The following is an 18,290-nucleotide window of genomic DNA, read 5'->3' on the forward strand; positions in this document are numbered from 1 at the left end:
CTTTAATTGTATTGTTATTTATTGTCAGTTTTTTCAGCTTGTAGCTGACTCAATTTATATAGGTAGATGTTCAGTAAAAGGGTTGCGCGGTCAATTTCCTTTTGCTGTGAATACTTTTCAGCGTATTCAATACGACCTAAAAGCGGGAATAACGAGTTACTGTATTCGTACGCCTTTTCAGAGTTCTTATCTACATTCTGTCTAGCTACGTTGGCAAACACCGTTCTTGCGTCTGAGAATCGCTTATAAACATCCATAAACTGGTCTTCTAAATGGGCGCTCTGTGTCAAAAAGTTCTGACGTAGTTGCTGTGCAGAAGACGAATCCGGATAGATCGCGATTAATTCATTGGTCAAGCTATCGAGCTCGCTGACGTTACTTACTTTTGCTGAGTCTAAAAACCAGTTATTCATCATAATATCGACACGATTAATGGCCTGCGTTTTCAATGACTGAGCATATTTTTTATTTTCGTAATCTAACGAGGCGACCAAATTTACAAGTTCATTAAGTGAAGCTTGATTAATTTTTTGTTCCAATGTTCGATAACGTTGTTGCTCGTACATGAAATGTGAACATATCGCAGTAACAATCAAACCAATAACGAAGTAGATCATAAATCGACCAGACTTTGCCGGGGATGCTTTCTCTTGGCTATTTAGGTTGGGTGATGACACCGGTGCCGGAGAGGGAGACACATTCACTTTAATTTCAGGTGCCTTCTGCGTTGCTGCAGGAGCGCTAGTGTTGGCTTGTTTTTTCTCGCGTAACTCAGCCGCAATTTGTTGTTCTTTTATCTGCTCAATCCATTGATTCAAAATACGGCGAATGCGACCTAATGACGGCGCTTCAATACCGTAATGAAGACGAAGCTCTTCCTCAATCCTCAAGCATAATTGATGTGCTGCCTCTATCAATGGAAGCTCTTCTGGTAACGCCCGATGCTTATTAATTCGTTTTTCAGTATGCTCTACCATCCATTCAATAGCGCTCATTCGTGCCTTTGACTTTGAATGCTCTGGATACGCGTTGAACCAATATACGACGCATACATCAAGTATTGAGTTTAACCCTTCAACAAGGCCTCTTAAGCCGTCGTTATAGGTTGATGCAACGGTAAAGTAACAGCAACAACGTAGGTCTTTCGCTTGGGTACTCAAGATCTTTTTTGAGAGTGTTTGAACCGTTTTCCACGAGACTCTCCCTGTGACTTTATTCAGGTTGTTTATTTGACGTTTAATTTCGTCAAAATCCTCAGAACCATTAGGATTAGAGCCGCTTGGGTTATTTTCATCGATTGGTCTTCGAGCGAAGTCGGTAAAAAACATAAAGAAAGTTCCAACTGATCATATAGAAGTATTAAGTTATATAGGATTTCACTACTGTTATATTAAATTATAAGCAGTGCACATCTGCCGCAATTCTATAGACAAAATAAGCGGATTAGATAATAAAAATTCATTAAAAGAAATTAAATTACTTTTAGTGTGATCTTTGTTCATAATATTAATATCAATAGTTAAGTATATTTATAAGAAGAAACTTATATATGAAGATGAGAACGTTGGTTAAAAAGTAACTAAATTGTTATCGGAGATTACGGTTTGTTCAATTAGCAATCAAATTCTGTGACTTCTATTTAAATAGAAAGATTTACTGTCTCGTCACTTAATCTGTAGTCGGTTCTTTAGTTTTTGTTTGTAGGTAAAACAACCAACCTGATAGTTGAAATGTATTAAATTATAGGTGTTTTTTTAGGCTTATTGAAAAAGAGAATATAATTGATATCTTTCGCCTCTAAGTAGAATATCGGTTTTCCTAGAGGGACGAAATGCTAAAACCAAGTCAAATTGGGCTGATTTCAGCCATGTGTCTATTTTCTTCTGTTGCAATGGCAAAAGGGGAGCGATATGGACTCTCTACCAGTATGTTGACTATCGATAGCATTAAATACGATGAAGGTAAAAGTGGTGAGCAGGATACGCTTAGGTTCGGCTTGGTTCATACTCGTCCTATTGATGAAAACAATAACCGTTGGCGTTGGTGGTTAGGGCTAAACTATCTAGCAGAAGATATTGAAGCGCCAGCAAACGGCTTATATCAAGAAGCGACGAACTACGAACTTCGTGTTGTTCCTCAATATGCGTTGACTTCTTGGAGTATTTTCACGCCATACGTTGGTGCGGGCTTGTCTGTCGGTTACTCGCAATATTCTAATCGCTGGCAAGTAGACCAAGAGGGCTATCGTTATGAGAGTGTTGAAGACATCGACCAGTTTGAGTTAGGTGCGGTTGTGACCCTTGGTACTGCTATAAAGTTAGGCAGTAATCCTGACGCCCATATACAAATTATCCCGCAGGCCTCTTATATCCTTCCGGTTGTAAATGATGGAATTGGTGGGCTTGAACTATCAGTTTCTTTGCTCTTTTGAGGTTCGTAAATGTACTCAAATCAGCTAGTTTTATTTATCTCAAAGTGTCCAGAGGAATACACCGGTGCAAAGCATATTGAAATGCCTGAAAGTGGTGGTTCGATAGGTCGTTCCCCAAGCTGTAGCGTGTCTTTAGCCGATCACAACCGCTTTATATCGGGCACTCATTGTTTGCTCAGCGTGTATGGAGATACCTACTATATAAGTGACGTATCAACTAACGGCACAATGGTAAATGGGAATAAAATACTAAAAAATCAACCCGTTGCGATAGTTGATGGTGACATCATTTATTTAGGGCAATATGAGATTGGTGTTTCTCTTGAGCACGTTACCTCAACACTAGACATCGCCGCTGATATTGCTCCTGAGCGAGTATCTAGCGATCCTCTGGTTAGTCTAGGAGATGCGGTTGTCGAAGAGGAAGAAAAAGTCGGTGCCTTAGAAGATTTGTTTATGGAGACTAAACAGGATGACATTGATTGTCATGATCCTGTTGCTCACCTTAACTTTTCGATACAGCGAGATGACGATTACTTAATTCGTGATAATGAGCGTACAGAATCTGAACAACCTAGAACCGTGGAAAGCACGCGTCAGGTGGTCGATGACAGTTTCAGCATATATTCCGAATTCGATCAGCCAAGCCTAATCCCTGAAGACTGGATGGCTGCGGAAACCAAGAGTAACGCATCAGTCAATGATGCATTAGCGCCAGAAAGCGGTAAGGCACATAGAGCCGATATTGCCTCAGCTGAGGTGATGCAACCTGGCACGGTAGCCCCAGATAGCACGATTCAAAGACAACATCGTACGCATAATGTTACTGAGATGGTCGTAGAACAGGCTAACACAGGGTCAAAATGGGAAGAGATGACCCAATCTTTTACGCCTTCTCCTAACACTAATCAGCAACTTCAAATACCTACGGCAGAGCACGCGATAAACAGTACGACGAAAGCACAAGTCGATACTGATGCGGCCGTTTGCTCTCAAGATATAGCGCAAGCGTTTTTTGATGGTTTGGGTATTCGAAACCCAGAGTTGATGACAAACGAGGCGCAGTTATTCAAGCAAATGGGCACTTGCTTGCGTTTATGTATTGATAACCTACAGAAAGAGTTGCACGAAGTGGAATCGTTAAAAGATGAGCAGAATGCGAGTGAGGCTAACTCGAACATTGCAGAGCTAATGCTTACTTTGAATAGTCAGCAATTACTGGCTCCAAATGAACTGGTTGAACAAATGCTCGATGAGCTGAACGACCACCAAGTTATGTTTAACAAAGCACTGAATGAGCTCATTTTAGAACAGTCAGAAACGAACGATCCCGTAGCATTTGCTAACAGGGTCGCTAGCCAGTCTTTGTTCTCAACTAAGTCAAAGCTGTGGGCCGAATACCTAGATTTCTACACTAATAATCGTCGCCTGCTTAATGAAACATCCTTAAAAGGGCTGATTAAGAAAAACTATAACAAAGTGATTAAGGGAAACCATGCGTAGTATCGCCGTATTACTCGGATTTGCCATGTTGTCCGGTTGTTCCATGTGGGATCAATTTAAAGAGTCCACTGGTATCACACCAGAAACTTCGTCGATTGAATTGGTTATTGAGGCATCACCTGTACTCAATGTGAGAAATGGGGGCCAGTCATCTCCAGTTATTCTCCGTCTTCACGAATTAAGTTCGCCAGTATTGTTCCGAAGCTTAGATTTCTTTGCCTTGTTTGAGAGCGATAAAGCGTCGTTGGGTGATGAGTACATCAAACGTTACGAATATCAAATACAGCCAGGTGGAAAAGTTCATGAAATGCTAACGCTAGACCCTGACACTCGTGCCGTCGGTTTTTCAGTGGCTTTTCGTGATATTGATGGTTCGTCATGGCGAAAAGTGGAAGTTATTGAAGAGAAGAGCGAGTACTACATCAAGCTCAAGTTAGAGGGCAGTGAGTTAATTTCTGATAACACTCGCGGCATTGAACAGGTTTACTTTTAAGGGATAGAAACATGTCTTTATACAATCCAGTTGTTTGGCAAGATGGAATGTTCATGAAGCCGCAGCATTTTCAACAACTCGATCGTTCGCAAAGTAAACTATCGAGCCTACTGAGTGCCAATGCATCGCCTTTGCATTGGGGAATTAAACGTTTAGAAATCAACTCTCAGTTACTAGCACTGGGTAAAATCGGTATTACTCGTGCTGAAGGTATTTTACAAGACAGGACACCATTTGAGCTTCCGTTGCTTGCTGAGCTGCCTGAAGTGAAAGATGTAGATCCTTCGATTGCCGATAAAGTCGTTTATTTGTGCTGTCCGTTACCATCGGAACGCTCTGAGTTATTTGGCACCAAAAAAGACGGTGCGCGCTATACGATGGAATCTCAAGAAGCGGTTGACGCTTGTTATGATTCGGAAGACATGGCAAATATCGTCGTCGGTAAGCTTAACTTTTGCTTAATGTACGATCATGAAGATAAGAGTGCTTACACGTCTATTCCGATCTTAAAGATCTCAGAAGTGAAGCCTGATGGCAGCGTGATCTTAGATGATAGTTTCATTCCTACCTGTATCGATATTCATGCGTCGACAGTACTGAGTAAATTTGCGACCGAGTTTGCTTCTATGTTGAAGCATCGCGCGGAATCGATAGTTCAGCGATTAGGGGTGGTGGATCAACAAGGTGTATCATCGGTTTCTGACTTTATGCTATTGCAAGCGCTCAACCGATACGAACCCTTGTTTTGGCATTTCGCCAGCACAGAAGCTGTGCATCCTGAGTCTTTGTATCGAATTCTTCTTCAGGCAGAAGGTGAGCTTTCGACGCTGTGCTCAACGACACGCCGACCTATTGAGTTTACGAAGTACAATCATGGTGATCTTACTAGCTGTCTTTCTCGCGTCCTAGACAGTGCGAAAATGACATTGAGCGTGATGTCTGAGCAAAGAGCAATTCCACTGACCTTAAAAGATCAGAACTATGGCATCAGAACGGCAGCAATCCCTGACAATAAGATCATTGATACGACGACCTTTATCCTCGCAGTTAAAGCTGACGTGACCTTGGATGTCCTGCATACCCAGTTTGTCAGCCAAACGAAGATCGGTTCTATCGATAACATACGTGACTTGATTAACCTTCAACTGCCTGGGATTGAGATCAAACCAATGCCAGTAGTGCCACGTGCGCTGCCGTATCACGCTGGCTACACCTATTTCGAGCTCGATAAAACGGGCGAAGAGTGGATGGCATTGAAGAACACTGCTGCGATTGCGATTCACGTTGCGGGCGATTTCGCTAACTTATCATTGCAACTTTGGGCCGTTCGTCTATGAGTTACGCAGAAACCGACGTCACCGTAGTCTTATTCCAACCAGAGCCTGGCAAACCAATGGAGGTAATGCCAGCGCCTGACTTGTCGAGAAACATCGCAGTACAAGATCTATCTATCGACAACATGGGTATTAACCCGCTAGTGGACCAGTTCTCATGGTTGATCGCCAGTCTGTCTTGTATGTCTTCGATCCCTTGGCTTGATGACCCGATGCCATTTCGTGAACAAGTGGCACGTGAGATTCGAAAAGGTGAACGAAAACTTAATGAAATGGAGCTCGATCGTGCTTCGGTTCTTGTTATTCGTTACTGCTTGTGTGCGGCGATTGATGAATCTGTTTGTCGACAAGAGTGGGGGGCAAATAGTCACTGGAGCCAGAACAGCTTACTGTCTGAATTCCACAACGAAACATCTGGTGGTGACAAGTTTTTCGTTATTCTCGACCGCTTAAAAGCCGACCCTCGCAAATACCGTCACGTTATAGAGTTTCTCTATTTATTGCTTCAACTCGGTTTCCAAGGCAAGTACGGCCGTGAAGAGCGTGGCAACGAAAAGTTAGCGGAAATTGGCAGCACCATTTATCGATTAGTGCGAGATGACCGCCTAGCAGAACAAGAAAAAGTTTCTTTAATCAACCTTAAAGCTAAATATCTAAAGAAGCCGTTAAAAAGGGTAATTTCACCCAAGCTGATCTTAAGTCTTAGTGCGATGACGTTTGCGCTTATGTATGCGGCAACCTACATCGTCATAGACTTAAAATTTCAGCAACTGCTTGAAATGTATAGATAACCAGAGATCTAAAATGAGATCTTCTGCCAGTTTTAGGGCTTATTGTGAATATCACTGGTCTTTTAGTGAAATTCACTAGTTATTTAGAGAGATTGCAGTTTGCGATCTCTTTTATCATTCAATCAATAAAATTCAAATGGATTGGTTATGGGCGTAACAGTTGGTGCGAATGGACTTTCGATAGTTCATAAAGGCTCAGGTGGTGAAGCGAATGCAACGCTCCCAGATGTTTGTTTAACTAAGGTCGGCAAGCCAGTCGTTCCTATCCCTTATGGCAACAATGCTAAATCAGCAGACCTTGCAGGTGGGACTACGACGGTCTCTATGGATGGCGGTAACAGTGTCGCTATCAAGGGCAGTACGTTCTCAAAAAGTACCGGCGATGCGGGCGGTGACAGAAAAGGCGTTTCCTCAGGCACGATAGAAGCCGAAGCAAAATTCATTTCAGCCTCACCAACGGTTAAATTTGAAGGTAAGGGCGTATGTCGCCTGTCCGATCAAATGACCATGAACAAAGCTAACACTATGTGTTTGGGTGGCGCACAAAACCCATCGGTTTCTGTGACTGAAGAGCAGGAAGGGACGTATACGGTTGATTTGTATCTCTCATACTCAGACGGTGAACCCGTTCAAGGCGCAACATACACTCTCACAGATCAATCTGGCGCGGTGTTTGAAGGAACTCTCGACGACAACGGTAAAGCATCTGTTGGTGGCGTTGCTCCGGGGGAGTTTGCTATAGAGTACGGCGAGGACAGCCGTGATTTTATGCCAAATGTCCCAACCAAGACCAACCCGAACTTTGATCCAAGTGCAAACGCGCAGCTAATTATTGAAGAAGCTAAGCGTGGAGAAGTCGGTTTCTGGGAGAATGCGTGGAAGAGAATGTCTGGTGCTGCAAGCTGGGTTTGGGGCGTCATTCTTGGTGACTTTAACGATGATGCCTCCGTAGAACAGATTATTGCCAATACGGCCCTGACCATGATCCCTGTTGTCGATCAAGCAGCAGATGTCCGCGATTTATCAGCGAACATTATGACGTTGTTGAATGAGGAAGAACGTGAAAAGTCGGAAAACTGGCTAGCTCTTTCATTAACGCTTATCGGTTGTGTCCCGACATTTGGTAGTGCAGTCAAAGGCACTTGTAAAGTTGCGTTAAAAGGCGGTAAAGGAACATCAAAAGATACTTTGCTTGCTGTTTTAAGAGGCATGGGTAAAGGCGATCCAGAAAAATTCCTACGCACGTTAGATTGGATGGATTATGCAAAACAGACCAGCCAGATTGTTAGCGATGTTCTAAAACCTTGCATTGAAGTGGCAACGGAGTTGGCTTCACACGCAAACAGAATGGGTGCAGATGAGCTCGGTACGTATTTCTTGAAGTTAGCGGATGAGGTAAAAATCATCGATAAGATGGTACCGGATAAGCTTAAAGAAGCGATGGGCGAGTTTGATGACCTTTTTGCTCGAATTTTAGGTAAGAGTGAGAAAACTTACCCAGCAAAAGTAAAACATAATACTGGCGAGTCTGCACAGTCAGGAAAGAGTTCTGCGAAGGCAAATGAGGACAAAGATAAAAAAGATTTTGTCTGTCCCGTTTGTAAGAAAAAACCAGAAAAATGTGATGCTTATTAGAGGTCAATACCATCATGGCTAAAAACTCAACTGCAAAAACACATAGTCTTATAAAAGGTTCAGGGCCTGCTTTAGCAAAAGCAATTAAATCTAAGCACTATAAGTCGGGCTTCAATGAACATTTATGGGCGGATGGACGTTTGAAGGGGGATGACGGACAGTTCGGACTTCAGGCTCACCACATCATAACAACTAAAAACTTAGATACTCCAGAGTGGAAAAAATACAGAGAAGCATATGAGTATGATATAAACACCTGGAAAAATGGGGTAATGTTCCCTTCCAAAACGGATATCGCTTGTCAAGTCAATACACACGTCCATAAGTCTGGCCATGGTGGAGGTTTGGACTTCAAGACCGAGCAAGAACAGTTTTGGGAAACAAGTTCAGATCTTGAAAGTGGTGAACTTACATCAATTCCGGTAACAAAGGTTCCTGACCCCGTAGCATCTAAGTTGCGGCTGGATGATATAAAGTATATAAAGTCAGTTAATCGAGATATTAAAGGTGTAAAAGAAAGTGCAAGAAGAGGCTATTATTGCAAATCAGGGAATAAAAGGCACTTTCAGTCTGATTTAGACGACGTCTCTGAAGACGTTTTAGTGTGTTTAGATAGCTTTTTATATACAATTTCGACTTTTGGTCATGATTACTCTCCGGCAAGTGACATAGGTTGTGCAGGCGAGAGTAATATAGAAAGCAAGAATAAATCAAGAAGCGCATGCCCAAGTAGATCTTCCAAGCTACCGGAAGAAAAACACAATATAAAGAATGTAAAAGGTAAGACTATGAAACCTAGAAAACTTGAGGTTGGAAAATGAGTGAATATTTTTTTGCAAGAGAGTGTGTCAATTCCCCAATTTATTGTTTTCCAGATGAATACATCGATTCCGTGCCCTTAACGAGTTTTACTTACCCTAAAGCACCTGTTCCCTTGATAGTCGAATTTCTTCCACAAGATGATTATGAAATCCCAGATATACTTGAAATGCCAAATTTCTCGATTAAGAAAAATGAATTTTCGAAATTAGATTTTAATAACATTTTTGGGGTTAATTGGGTCGATATTAAACTTCATGATAAAGGCGAACATGATTTTCTTATGCTACAAGTTGTCAACGAGATTAAGTTGATTGATAGATCTGAAAGTAAGATCAAGAGGTACCGAAAGGATTCTAATGGTGATGAGATGATTAGTGGTATTCTTAATCTTATATTAGATGAAAAACTAATTCAGACTATACCAGTAGATAGAAGACAGATAGTGATAGATCCTGGTTGGTTGAAGTGTGTTTTTTTCCATAAAAGTTTAGTTGAAAAAATAAAAAATTCTAAGCTAGTCGGTGTGGAATTTATACCGGCAGACGGCTATTCAGACTTTAGATAGATGAAATTAAATTTAAATGACTTTTATGTAAATAACAATCCTAAAGTAATATGTATATTAAGTTTATTAAAGAAAATTTAAGCAATATTCTACCAGAAAAAAGATCAGGTATGGTTTTTTCTAACCCTGACTTGTTTATTATTTTTGACAATACTATCCGATTCGTAATTTGGGAAGAAATTTTAGAAAAGTTAAATGAATTTTGGTTAGAAGGAAAAGATACTTGGGATAGTCATTTTGATTTTGGTAGTAATCCCGACGATTATGATAGACAGTTTGATGATTATAAAACAATTGAACTTTTACAATTCCCAACCCTGACAGATTTAGAAGTAGAAGAAAAATATGCTTTTGTTTTTAACGAGAATAATGAATTATATATTAGTGAGAACTTCGTTAAAGACTTGAAGTCAGCTGGATGTGTCGATGTATGGTATGATACCACAGCTCCATATGGCCGTTATTAGACTGCCAGCATTGAAAAGCGTCTCATGGCGCTTTTTCTTTAATACTACGATTGAAGCACCGCTGATGCCTGTTGAATTAAAGAACAAGAATAAAATAAGAACGTCAGAAGTTGTAAATGAGCGATTATTACTTTGCTAGAGAAATTGTTGAAACACCACTTTATGATTTTCCGGATGAATTTTCTTATTCGGTTCCATCCAACGTATTAACATATCCTAATCAGCCAATTCCGCTTGTAAAAAGGTTTGCTCCTACAGAAGATTATTGATGTGTTTTTAATTCCTTCACTAGTAATATCGCCTTATGAGTGTAAGAGAGCAAAGCAAGATAATTACCAAACAATAAAGATGTATAAGATGGAGTTTTCGGTAATCTCTGAGGACTATATGAGAAGTTCAACGGTATTCCAATGTGTGGATGATCGTGAATTTCTATATAGTACAAATAATTTTCACCCAACGAGTTCGGAGAGTCCAATAAGATGGGAGGATAAAATGTAACTTCCTCCATGGTTCACCCCATTTCGGACAATGGTGACATATGTGTTACTAAAGAATTTGCAGATCTTGTAATGAGCTTTGATCCTTATGGTGTAGAGTTTTATCCAGCATCACTATCGACTAAAGATGGAGTCATCACCGATCGATATATACTAGCTCTGAATAACATTCAAGACGTTGTCGACTTTGAACGAAGTGTTGTAGAAGTATCACCAAACAATGGGGACCTGATCGTCCACCGATTGTTTCTAAGCCCAGAGAAAATTTTAAAGATCCCCTTCCATAAACGGGTGGTTTATAGGGCTAAAGGAGCTGATACTGCAGTATTTTTCGCTCCAGAAATCTATGATTTGATTAGTAATGATTCAAGATTTTCTCTAGTTAGGAAAATGAAGAAGAATACATCTATGCGTGCACCTAAATTTTAGGGGAAAATAATGAAAGAAGACTATATTATTTTAACAAAGCAAAACTTAACTAACTTCCCATTCCAGCAAACCCCTAAACCAATAGTGCCAGTAGAGCCTGATCTGCTTTTGGAAATGACTTTTTCTCCGAAGCTATTTATCATCAGTGATATTGCGTCAAAAGTAGAGAAACTGGTCGTACACGGAGTAGAGTGGTTAGACGCTCGCGTGGATTGTTCTCCAAGCCAGCCATCTGATGATGAAATTAAAGTTTACGAAGATTATCGTATGCCTTACATACATCAAACTTATAAATTGACGGATAAAGAAAAACAATATGGCAAGTTGAACTGGTTAGATATCGAGTCAACAGAGTTTGATTTCTCTAAATTAGAAAATATCCCCTTAGAAGAACGATTGATATTTAAACTAGAAGAAGATTTTGGCTTAGTTTTCATTCACAAAAGTGTGATTGACCTTCTTAAAAAAGACGTCAAGGACGTTTGGGTTAGGGATGTATAATAAGCGCCGAAAGGCGCTTTTTTGAGCACGTAACTTCAATTTATGTAATGTGTTGAGTATTTTGTAAGAGGAAACGCAAGCTGAACGCTTAGCCTTCTTTTTATTATTTGTTTAAGAAGCATGGTGTGATACCAATTAGTGAAGAATATTATGTGTTATCAAATGACTACACAAAGGTGAATTTTGTAGTAAACATGGAAGATGAACGTGGATTTAGTTTGTTAATGGATAAAGCGATATCTACAACCATGCATGTTAACTTTGAGTGTATTAGCTTAAAGAATTTCAGCGCTATCGATGCTCCGTTTGATGTTTCTGTCAACACTGAGATATTGTTTGACCTGGATTTTCTTGCAGTATTATCAGAATTAATGCTATACAAAAACTCACTTGTTCCTGCTAAGATCAAAGAGAAAGAGTTTGTTTATCTTCATTGTTATAATATTATCGATATAGAGAATGAAGTTAAGGGGTTTAACTTTGATCTATTATCAGAAATACCCGTCGAGGAAAGGTTGGTATTCAAACCCTCTTATGGTTCTATCGTTGTTTTTTTTCATAAATCAATTATAGAGAAAATCAACTCTGTTAAGAGTTTTTCATATGCAAAGTATCAAAAGGCTTCCGATTGGTCAGTTGAATGGGAAATGTCATGAATTATACAGAGCATAAAATTGATGACCTAGTTAGCTTGTATAATTATAAAATCCGACTTGTTAAAGTTGAGCCGGATATATCCCAAACATACGGATTAAGTATTTTTATAAGTGATTATGTTAAAAGGAAAATACGTTATATTGATGCTCTTAATTTAACTGAGGGTGTTATATCAATCCGTTATTTTAAGACAGATTATTTTTTGTCTGGTTATTATAAGTTGGAACCAATATTACGAGATGAAAGTTCGTTTTTTACAAATGAAGAAGGGCATGTTTTTTTCTAAAGACTTATATGAAGATCTATTTAAAAATAAATTTTATGTTTTGATCGATTTTTTAGTATCTAGTATAACTGATCGTGTTTGTACTGGTTGTCAACCTTGTTTACGTAATGAAATTAGGAGCTTTCTACGTTTAAAATGCAAATAACATACTTAAATGAGGACTTTAACGAGGGTGAATCATTATTTACTTCCGTTGATATTCGGTCGTCTTTCTATGATGATAATGATTTCACTCCTACTTCTTGTAAAAGTGAGATTGTGTGGAAAGATGATGATATCTATGAAATTGAAGCATTAGATTTAATCAAAGGTGGCGCTTTTAATGTCACTAAGCCTATTGCTGAACTAATTATGAGTTTCGACCCATACGGTGTTGAAGTTTATCCCGCAAAATTAACCTGTTCCGGAGACGGAGTGTTAACTGAGCGCTACATAATAGCAGTAGATAACTTAGTAGATGTCGTTGATTATGATAAAAGCATAAAAGTGACTGACGTAACTACTCGTTTTTACTTATCTGATGAAAAGATCAAGGAACTTCCGGATAGCAAGAGGCATGTTTTTAAACCTGTCGGAATGACAAAAACGTTCTTCTCAATCGAGTTGTTTGAAGCGCTTGTCCGTTTAGATGAGGAGGGTAAAATAAACACTAGTATCGTTGCCTTTTCATTTGATACATCCGAAGAGACGCCCCGAGTCTAGTGTAAGTAGGTAAATAGAATAATGACTAACTACATAGTTTTATCTAAACAATCTTTGACTGACTTCCCATTCCAGCAAAGCCCTAAGCCAATAGTGCCAGTTGAGCCTGATTTACTGCTTGAAATGACCTTTTCTCCAAAGTTATTTATCATCAGCGATATTGCGTCAAAAGTGGAGAAACTGGTCGTACACGGAGTAGAGTGGTTAGACGCTCGTGTCGATTGTTCTCCAGGCCAACCAACAGATGATCAAATTAAAGTTTACGAAGATTATCGAATGCCTTACATCCATCAAACTTATAAATTGACGGACAAAGAAAAACAATACGGCAAGTTAAACTGGTTAGACATCGAGTCAACGGAGTTTGATTTCTCTAAATTAGAAAATATTCCCTTAGAAGAACGATTAATATTTAAACTAGAAGAAGACTTTGGATTAGTTTTTATTCACCAGAGTGTGATTGACCTTCTTAAGAAAGACGTCAAAGACGTTTGGGTAAGGGATGTATAATTAATAGCGCCGAAAGGCGCTTTTTATTTTCTTTAAAATAAAGTATGGTCTCCCTCCTTTTAAAGTGGTAAGTGTTGAATAATTCAACAGTGGTTAGGTAAATGAATAAAATAACTAAACTCGCTTTGACTTTGTCCGTATTGACATCTGTTGTTGGGTGTCAACTGGTCTCAAATACGCCGATGCAATCGACAGCAACGAACGAAATAATTGAAAAAGCAAAGGCAGAGTTTGATGGACAACGTTTTTATAAGTTGAATGAATATGATGAAGAAATCAACGTTTCAGATGACGGGGTCATTACCTTCAAGTCTTACTTACCACGCAGCGGCGGCTATGAATGGGTACCAATTGTGATACGCGATACTAGTTTTCGTGTTTCTTGCGATTATTTCAGTGAATATGTTGAAGCTGGAATGGTTGTTCAGGTTCAGTTTGTAGGTAAACGCGGGCGCATTGAAAATTACGACAAGCAACGTTGTGAAGAGTTTGGCGAGCCAACATGGCAATAAGATCTATGGATAATTAAAGCGCCGACAGGCGCTTTTTATTTACGTTTGAGTTAACCGTTAGAAAAGATGTAGACCAATCTTCGGAAGATTAGGCAAGCAATGCGTAGTATCTGGTCACAAGTTGGTATGAACTTGCCTTTTAGAAAACGCTAATAAAATCGCTAAACAGCTACATGCTAATAGAACGACACCTAAGTTTTGTGCTGTTCCAGCCATCGCTAGTCCCGTCCCGATCATGATGTAGTACATGAGCCCAAATAAAGCGCCTGCGCTACCTACCTGTTGTTTATAATCAACGAGTGCGTCACTGAGTATATTGGGTATCGCAATCCCATAAGACATGACGACTAACACCATTGGAGCAACAAACCAGATTGATTGGCTCAGAATCAACACACCGACTGATCCCAAACTAAGCAATACTGCTGAGAGCCAAAGTAGTTGGCTTTTTCGAACATTTTTAGACACTAGGGATTTGTTTAAATAACTCCCAAGCAGAGTGCCTAACCCCAGTACCATGCCACTGTATCCAAATTGTTCGGAGTTATACCCAAGTGCTGAGAAAGTAAATGCGCCAAGCTGGTAATAAGAAAATAGAGCAATGTTATACAAAGCAACCAATAATCCTGAGCGCCAAATTCGCGCGTCTCTTACCATTTCCCAGCTAAGTTGATGCAACCGCACTGGTGTCTGTTCCTTCTGTGTTTCAGGAAGCTTAATAACGTTATAAGCGAGTAATACTAACGCGATTAAAAACAAGGCAAAAAACACATAACGGTATCCACCGAACGCTGTAAGCTGCCCACCTAATAGCATGCCAACTACCGGGCTGATTGATATGCCCATCCCCATTAAGCTGAAGACTTTACTCAGTTCTTGGCCGTCAAACGCGTCACGAAGCATGGTCTGTGTGACAACGGATCCTACCGCGATACCAAATGCGCTTAGGGCTCGCGCGGTCATGACAACAGCAAAGCTTTCGGTTTGAGTTGCGAGTAAAGATGCGCAACCATAGATAAAGAGCCCAATAAGCATGGTGGGCCTTCTTCCCAGTTTATCTGCGAGAACTCCCCAAACTACAACGCCAATGGCAAAAGCTAGGAAGTAAATCGACAATGTTTGGGCTGCTTGTGCGTGGTTTACATCAAATGATAGAGCGATTGAGCTCAACGCTGGGCTATAAATAGTTTCTACAATTTGCGGAAACATCAACATAACCAGCATGAGCCATAAAGAGGGCTTAGTATTCATATTGTTACCCATCGTTAATGAAGTTGGCGGGCAGTATAAATGAGGCTATGATTGATCTAATAACAACATAAAAACCAAATACATCAACATTCGGACAAAATGGCGCTTATTAACGAAAAAACACAATTTGATGCAGACAAGATTACTAATTATGTAGTGGGAATTGCTGCTGATATTGGCAAGCACGACTCAGGTATGCATATGCACAAGAAAGGGCAGTTATTGTACGCACCTCAAGGTTGTATGAGTTTTGCTCTGGAAGACTCGATTTGTATTTTGCCACCGACAAAGGCGGTTTGGATCCCACCTAATACGCCGCATCGCGCACTAATGACGAATGTGGTGGCGTATCGATCTTTGTATTTTGATTGTGAGGAGTTTGCCTGTCCGAGTAAGATCACGATGATAGAAGTGAATAATTTGCTCCAAGCTCTTATTGATAAAATGTCATTTTGGGAGTGGGATAAGCCTAGCAGCGAGATGGTAAATACGACGGCGCTTTTTTGGGAGGAGTTTTATGCTGCGAAACGTTATTCGTTTCAGTTGCCTTTGCCATCGCATCGGCTCTTAACAACGTTTCGTCGAGAGTTGGTTGAACCTTCATTTCTAGCTCCTTCGCTTACTACTCTTGCAAGCAAAGTGGGGGCAAGCACCAAGACGGTAACACGATTATTTAAGTCGGAAACGGGAATGAATTATCAAGATTGGCGGCAACAGTGGAGGCTTTTAAAAGCAGTTGAATTGTTATCAACGGGCATGCCAGTCAGCGCAGCTGCCGATTGGCTGGAGTTTTCGTCAGACAGTGCTTTTATTGCATTTTTCAAAAAGCAAACTGGACAAACACCTCTGACGTTTATGAAAACCAAGCCTTAAGCGTCAAAATGCTCACACTCTTTCTAGAACAACCCCCAGGTTCACAGGCTCAGCCTATAAAGCATACATAGACAGGTACCAACGTGCAGGTTACTTGTCTTTACTCTGCAGTTTGCGAAAGTATTGCGTGGTAAAATCAACAAAGGCTCGGATGCGTTTTGGTTGATGTCGGTCGTGATGATAAAGGAGTGAAAATTCCACACTCGGAATGCTCCAATTGGTAAACACTTCTTTTAGCTTGCCTGTCTGGAGTTCTTGTTGACAATAAAGTGCTGGCACACGGATGATGCCATTTCCCGCCAGGGCTGCTTTTATCATTACTCTGCCACTCTTACATCGTAACTGTCCACGTATCTGGTGTTCCGTTGACTGCTTTGTATTTGTGTTCTCAAATGCCCACCGTGTCACACTACCTGTCAAACAAATGTGTTTTTCTAAGTCCTTTGGATGCGAAGGATAGCCATATGTTTCTAAATAGTTTGGGCTTGCGTATGTCCCCATTTTCACATCGATCAGTTTACGAGCGATAAAGTTGGAGTCGTCTAACTTTCCCATTCGAAAAGCGATATCGAATTCATCCGCGATTAAATCGACACGATGGCTACTAAAATCTAAGTTAATGCTCACTTGTGGGTGTTGGATTAGAAATTGAGCAACGATATCTGCGACAACGTCTTCTCCTAAATAGCCCCCCACACAGTTGATACGAATGTCACCTCTTAAGTCTTCTACATCATCAACCACTGCCATAACAGCTTGATCAATATTGTGAAGGGCAGTTTCACACTGTTTATACAGAACCTTGCCTGCTTCGGTGAGGTTCAGTGTTCGAGTGGTCCTTTGTAGCAAAGTGACACCAATCTGTTGCTCCAGATTTGTTATTTGACGTGAAACGTGTGAGCGAGAAACGCCAAGTTGCTCTGCTGCTTTCGTGAAGTTTCCTAGTTGAGCGATTAGGACGAAAGAGCGAATATCCGCAAGGTTGATGTGTGTTTGCATGATGACTTCTTCATAATTCAAAAAAGTATTGTTGCAGTATAACAACAGTGTTTCAACTAGGTCGGTATATATCAACAAACAAAGTTTTCTTAAACTTACCGCCACTGATGTAAACCGTTCGATTAAGGATTCAAAATGAAAAAGTTAATTGTTATTACAGGCGCTAGTTCAGGCATTGGTGAAGCGATTGCACGTCACTTCAGTGAACAGGGCCATGCTCTTCTTTTGTTAGCAAGACGTGTAGAACGTTTGGAAGCATTAAACTTACCAAATACGCTTTGTGAAAAGGTAGATGTGACCGACAAATCTTCTTTTGAGGCTGCAATTGAGAAAGCTGAAGCGTTGTATGGTCCGGTAGATGCACTTGTAAATAACGCAGGCGTTATGCTTCTCGGTCAGATAGATACTCAGGAAGCATCGGAGTGGAAGCGCATGTTTGATGTGAACGTAATTGGTTTGCTCAATGGCATGCAGTCCGTCCTAGCACCTATGAAAGCACGTAACAGTGGTACGATCATTAACATCAGCTCTATCGCGGGCAAGAAAACATTCCCTGATCATGCTGCTTATTGCGGTACCAAATTTGCGGTTCATGCTATTTCTGAAAACGTACGTGAAGAAGTTGCGTCATCGAATGTTCGCGTTACGACGATTGCACCTGGTGCAGTGGAAACGGAATTACTTTCACATACAACGTCTCAAGATATTAAAGATGGCTATGACGCTTGGAAGGTGGATATGGGCGGCGTGTTGGCAGCAGACGACATTGCACGAGCAGTGCTGTTTGCTTATCAGCAACCGCAAGGTGTATGTGTTCGTGAAATTGCTTTGGCACCGACAAAACAACAACCTTAACATTGAGTTACGGCGATTTTAGGTCACTAAAGCCGTAAAACTTTGCATATCGATTCGTGATTGAGATGGCATCTTTAAACTAAGTTGCGTGAAAATTTAGGTCATCCATTTAAATCCGGACACTAAGTGTGTTATTGCTTATACCCAAGTTACTCAAGGTGAGAAAAAACTTTG

21 protein-coding genes and 1 pseudogene are annotated in these 18,290 nt (G+C 40.4%); 19 read left to right on the top strand and 3 right to left on the bottom strand.

Annotated features, from left to right (window positions below; translation table 11 throughout):
• Positions 1-14: 14 nt before the first annotated feature.
• Positions 15-1,328 carry a type VI secretion system ImpA family N-terminal domain-containing protein gene (locus tag R7R78_RS02630; protein ID WP_005386112.1) on the bottom strand — a complete coding sequence of 438 codons (1,314 nt, stop codon included), beginning with the start codon at positions 1,326-1,328 and terminating at the stop codon, positions 15-17.
• Between the two features lie 503 nt (positions 1,329-1,831).
• Between R7R78_RS02630 and R7R78_RS02635 the strand changes: the two genes are divergently transcribed.
• The 17 genes and pseudogenes from R7R78_RS02635 to R7R78_RS02715 all read left to right on the top strand — a co-directional run bounded on the left by R7R78_RS02635 (position 1,832) and on the right by R7R78_RS02715 (position 14,138).
• A complete protein-coding gene (locus R7R78_RS02635) occupies positions 1,832-2,431 on the top strand; it encodes a hypothetical protein (protein ID WP_225472989.1) in 600 nt (199 codons plus the stop codon).
• A gap of 9 nt (positions 2,432-2,440) precedes the next feature.
• On the top strand, positions 2,441-3,934 hold the full coding sequence (locus R7R78_RS02640) for a type VI secretion system-associated FHA domain protein (RefSeq protein ID WP_213914912.1): 1,494 nt from the start codon (positions 2,441-2,443) through the stop codon (positions 3,932-3,934).
• Complete coding sequence (gene tssJ / locus R7R78_RS02645) at positions 3,927-4,427, top strand: type VI secretion system lipoprotein TssJ (RefSeq protein WP_005386118.1); 501 nt, start codon at positions 3,927-3,929, stop codon at positions 4,425-4,427. Before R7R78_RS02640 ends, tssJ begins: the two co-directional genes overlap by 8 nt.
• An 11-nt stretch (positions 4,428-4,438) precedes the next feature.
• Positions 4,439-5,764, top strand: a complete 1,326-nt coding sequence (gene tssK, locus R7R78_RS02650) for a type VI secretion system baseplate subunit TssK (protein ID WP_005373357.1) — start codon at positions 4,439-4,441, stop codon at positions 5,762-5,764.
• Positions 5,761-6,552: a type IVB secretion system protein IcmH/DotU gene (gene icmH, locus R7R78_RS02655; protein ID WP_005373354.1), complete on the top strand. Its 792-nt coding sequence runs from the start codon at positions 5,761-5,763 to the stop codon at positions 6,550-6,552. The genes tssK and icmH overlap by 4 nt, the downstream gene beginning before the upstream one ends.
• Positions 6,553-6,699: 147 nt before the next feature.
• On the top strand, positions 6,700-8,187 hold the full coding sequence (locus R7R78_RS02660) for a PAAR-like domain-containing protein (RefSeq protein WP_225472990.1): 1,488 nt from the start codon (positions 6,700-6,702) through the stop codon (positions 8,185-8,187).
• Between the two features lie 14 nt (positions 8,188-8,201).
• Positions 8,202-9,008, top strand: coding sequence for an AHH domain-containing protein (locus R7R78_RS02665; protein WP_017633750.1), 807 nt, complete (start codon positions 8,202-8,204; stop codon positions 9,006-9,008).
• Positions 9,005-9,574, top strand: a complete 570-nt coding sequence (locus R7R78_RS02670; RefSeq protein ID WP_053304698.1) for a hypothetical protein — start codon at positions 9,005-9,007, stop codon at positions 9,572-9,574. Before R7R78_RS02665 ends, R7R78_RS02670 begins: the two co-directional genes overlap by 4 nt.
• Before the next feature lie 50 nt (positions 9,575-9,624).
• Positions 9,625-10,041: a phage terminase family protein gene (locus R7R78_RS02675; RefSeq protein WP_225472991.1), complete on the top strand. Its 417-nt coding sequence runs from the start codon at positions 9,625-9,627 to the stop codon at positions 10,039-10,041.
• Between the two features lie 116 nt (positions 10,042-10,157).
• Complete coding sequence (locus R7R78_RS02680; protein WP_157632379.1) at positions 10,158-10,310, top strand: hypothetical protein; 153 nt, start codon at positions 10,158-10,160, stop codon at positions 10,308-10,310.
• 88 nt (positions 10,311-10,398) lie between these two features.
• Positions 10,399-10,970 (top strand): annotated as a pseudogene (locus tag R7R78_RS02685) (hypothetical protein).
• 9 nt (positions 10,971-10,979) lie between these two features.
• A complete protein-coding gene (locus R7R78_RS02690; protein WP_017635715.1) occupies positions 10,980-11,471 on the top strand; it encodes a hypothetical protein in 492 nt (163 codons plus the stop codon).
• A gap of 194 nt (positions 11,472-11,665) precedes the next feature.
• Positions 11,666-12,127, top strand: a complete 462-nt coding sequence (locus R7R78_RS02695) for a hypothetical protein (protein WP_230856627.1) — start codon at positions 11,666-11,668, stop codon at positions 12,125-12,127.
• Positions 12,124-12,414 (top strand): hypothetical protein, encoded by a 291-nt coding sequence (locus tag R7R78_RS02700; protein WP_054576086.1) that lies wholly within the window; start codon positions 12,124-12,126, stop codon positions 12,412-12,414. Before R7R78_RS02695 ends, R7R78_RS02700 begins: the two co-directional genes overlap by 4 nt.
• Positions 12,415-12,672: 258 nt before the next feature.
• Positions 12,673-13,116 (top strand): imm11 family protein, encoded by a 444-nt coding sequence (locus tag R7R78_RS02705; protein WP_025998544.1) that lies wholly within the window; start codon positions 12,673-12,675, stop codon positions 13,114-13,116.
• A gap of 21 nt (positions 13,117-13,137) precedes the next feature.
• On the top strand, positions 13,138-13,626 hold the full coding sequence (locus R7R78_RS02710) for a hypothetical protein (RefSeq protein ID WP_017633712.1): 489 nt from the start codon (positions 13,138-13,140) through the stop codon (positions 13,624-13,626).
• 101 nt (positions 13,627-13,727) lie between these two features.
• Positions 13,728-14,138, top strand: a complete 411-nt coding sequence (locus R7R78_RS02715) for a hypothetical protein (protein WP_017633710.1) — start codon at positions 13,728-13,730, stop codon at positions 14,136-14,138.
• A 114-nt stretch (positions 14,139-14,252) separates the two neighbouring features.
• Here R7R78_RS02715 and R7R78_RS02720 read toward each other — a convergent pair whose 3' ends face one another.
• Positions 14,253-15,389: a multidrug effflux MFS transporter gene (locus tag R7R78_RS02720; protein ID WP_053304701.1), complete on the bottom strand. Its 1,137-nt coding sequence runs from the start codon at positions 15,387-15,389 to the stop codon at positions 14,253-14,255.
• A 99-nt stretch (positions 15,390-15,488) separates the two neighbouring features.
• On the opposite strand from R7R78_RS02720, the gene R7R78_RS02725 reads away from it, so the two are divergent.
• Entirely contained in the window at positions 15,489-16,262 is a 774-nt protein-coding gene (locus R7R78_RS02725) for an AraC family transcriptional regulator (RefSeq protein ID WP_225472994.1), read from the top strand.
• 90 nt (positions 16,263-16,352) lie between these two features.
• On the opposite strand, the gene R7R78_RS02730 is transcribed toward R7R78_RS02725, so the two are convergent.
• Positions 16,353-17,261 carry a LysR family transcriptional regulator gene (locus R7R78_RS02730; protein WP_225472995.1) on the bottom strand — a complete coding sequence of 303 codons (909 nt, stop codon included), beginning with the start codon at positions 17,259-17,261 and terminating at the stop codon, positions 16,353-16,355.
• Between the two features lie 135 nt (positions 17,262-17,396).
• Between R7R78_RS02730 and R7R78_RS02735 the strand changes: the two genes are divergently transcribed.
• Positions 17,397-18,116, top strand: a complete 720-nt coding sequence (locus R7R78_RS02735; RefSeq protein WP_017633706.1) for an SDR family oxidoreductase — start codon at positions 17,397-17,399, stop codon at positions 18,114-18,116.
• The last annotated feature ends 174 nt before the right edge of the window (positions 18,117-18,290 follow it).

Source organism: Vibrio sp. 2134-1, assembly GCF_033339495.1.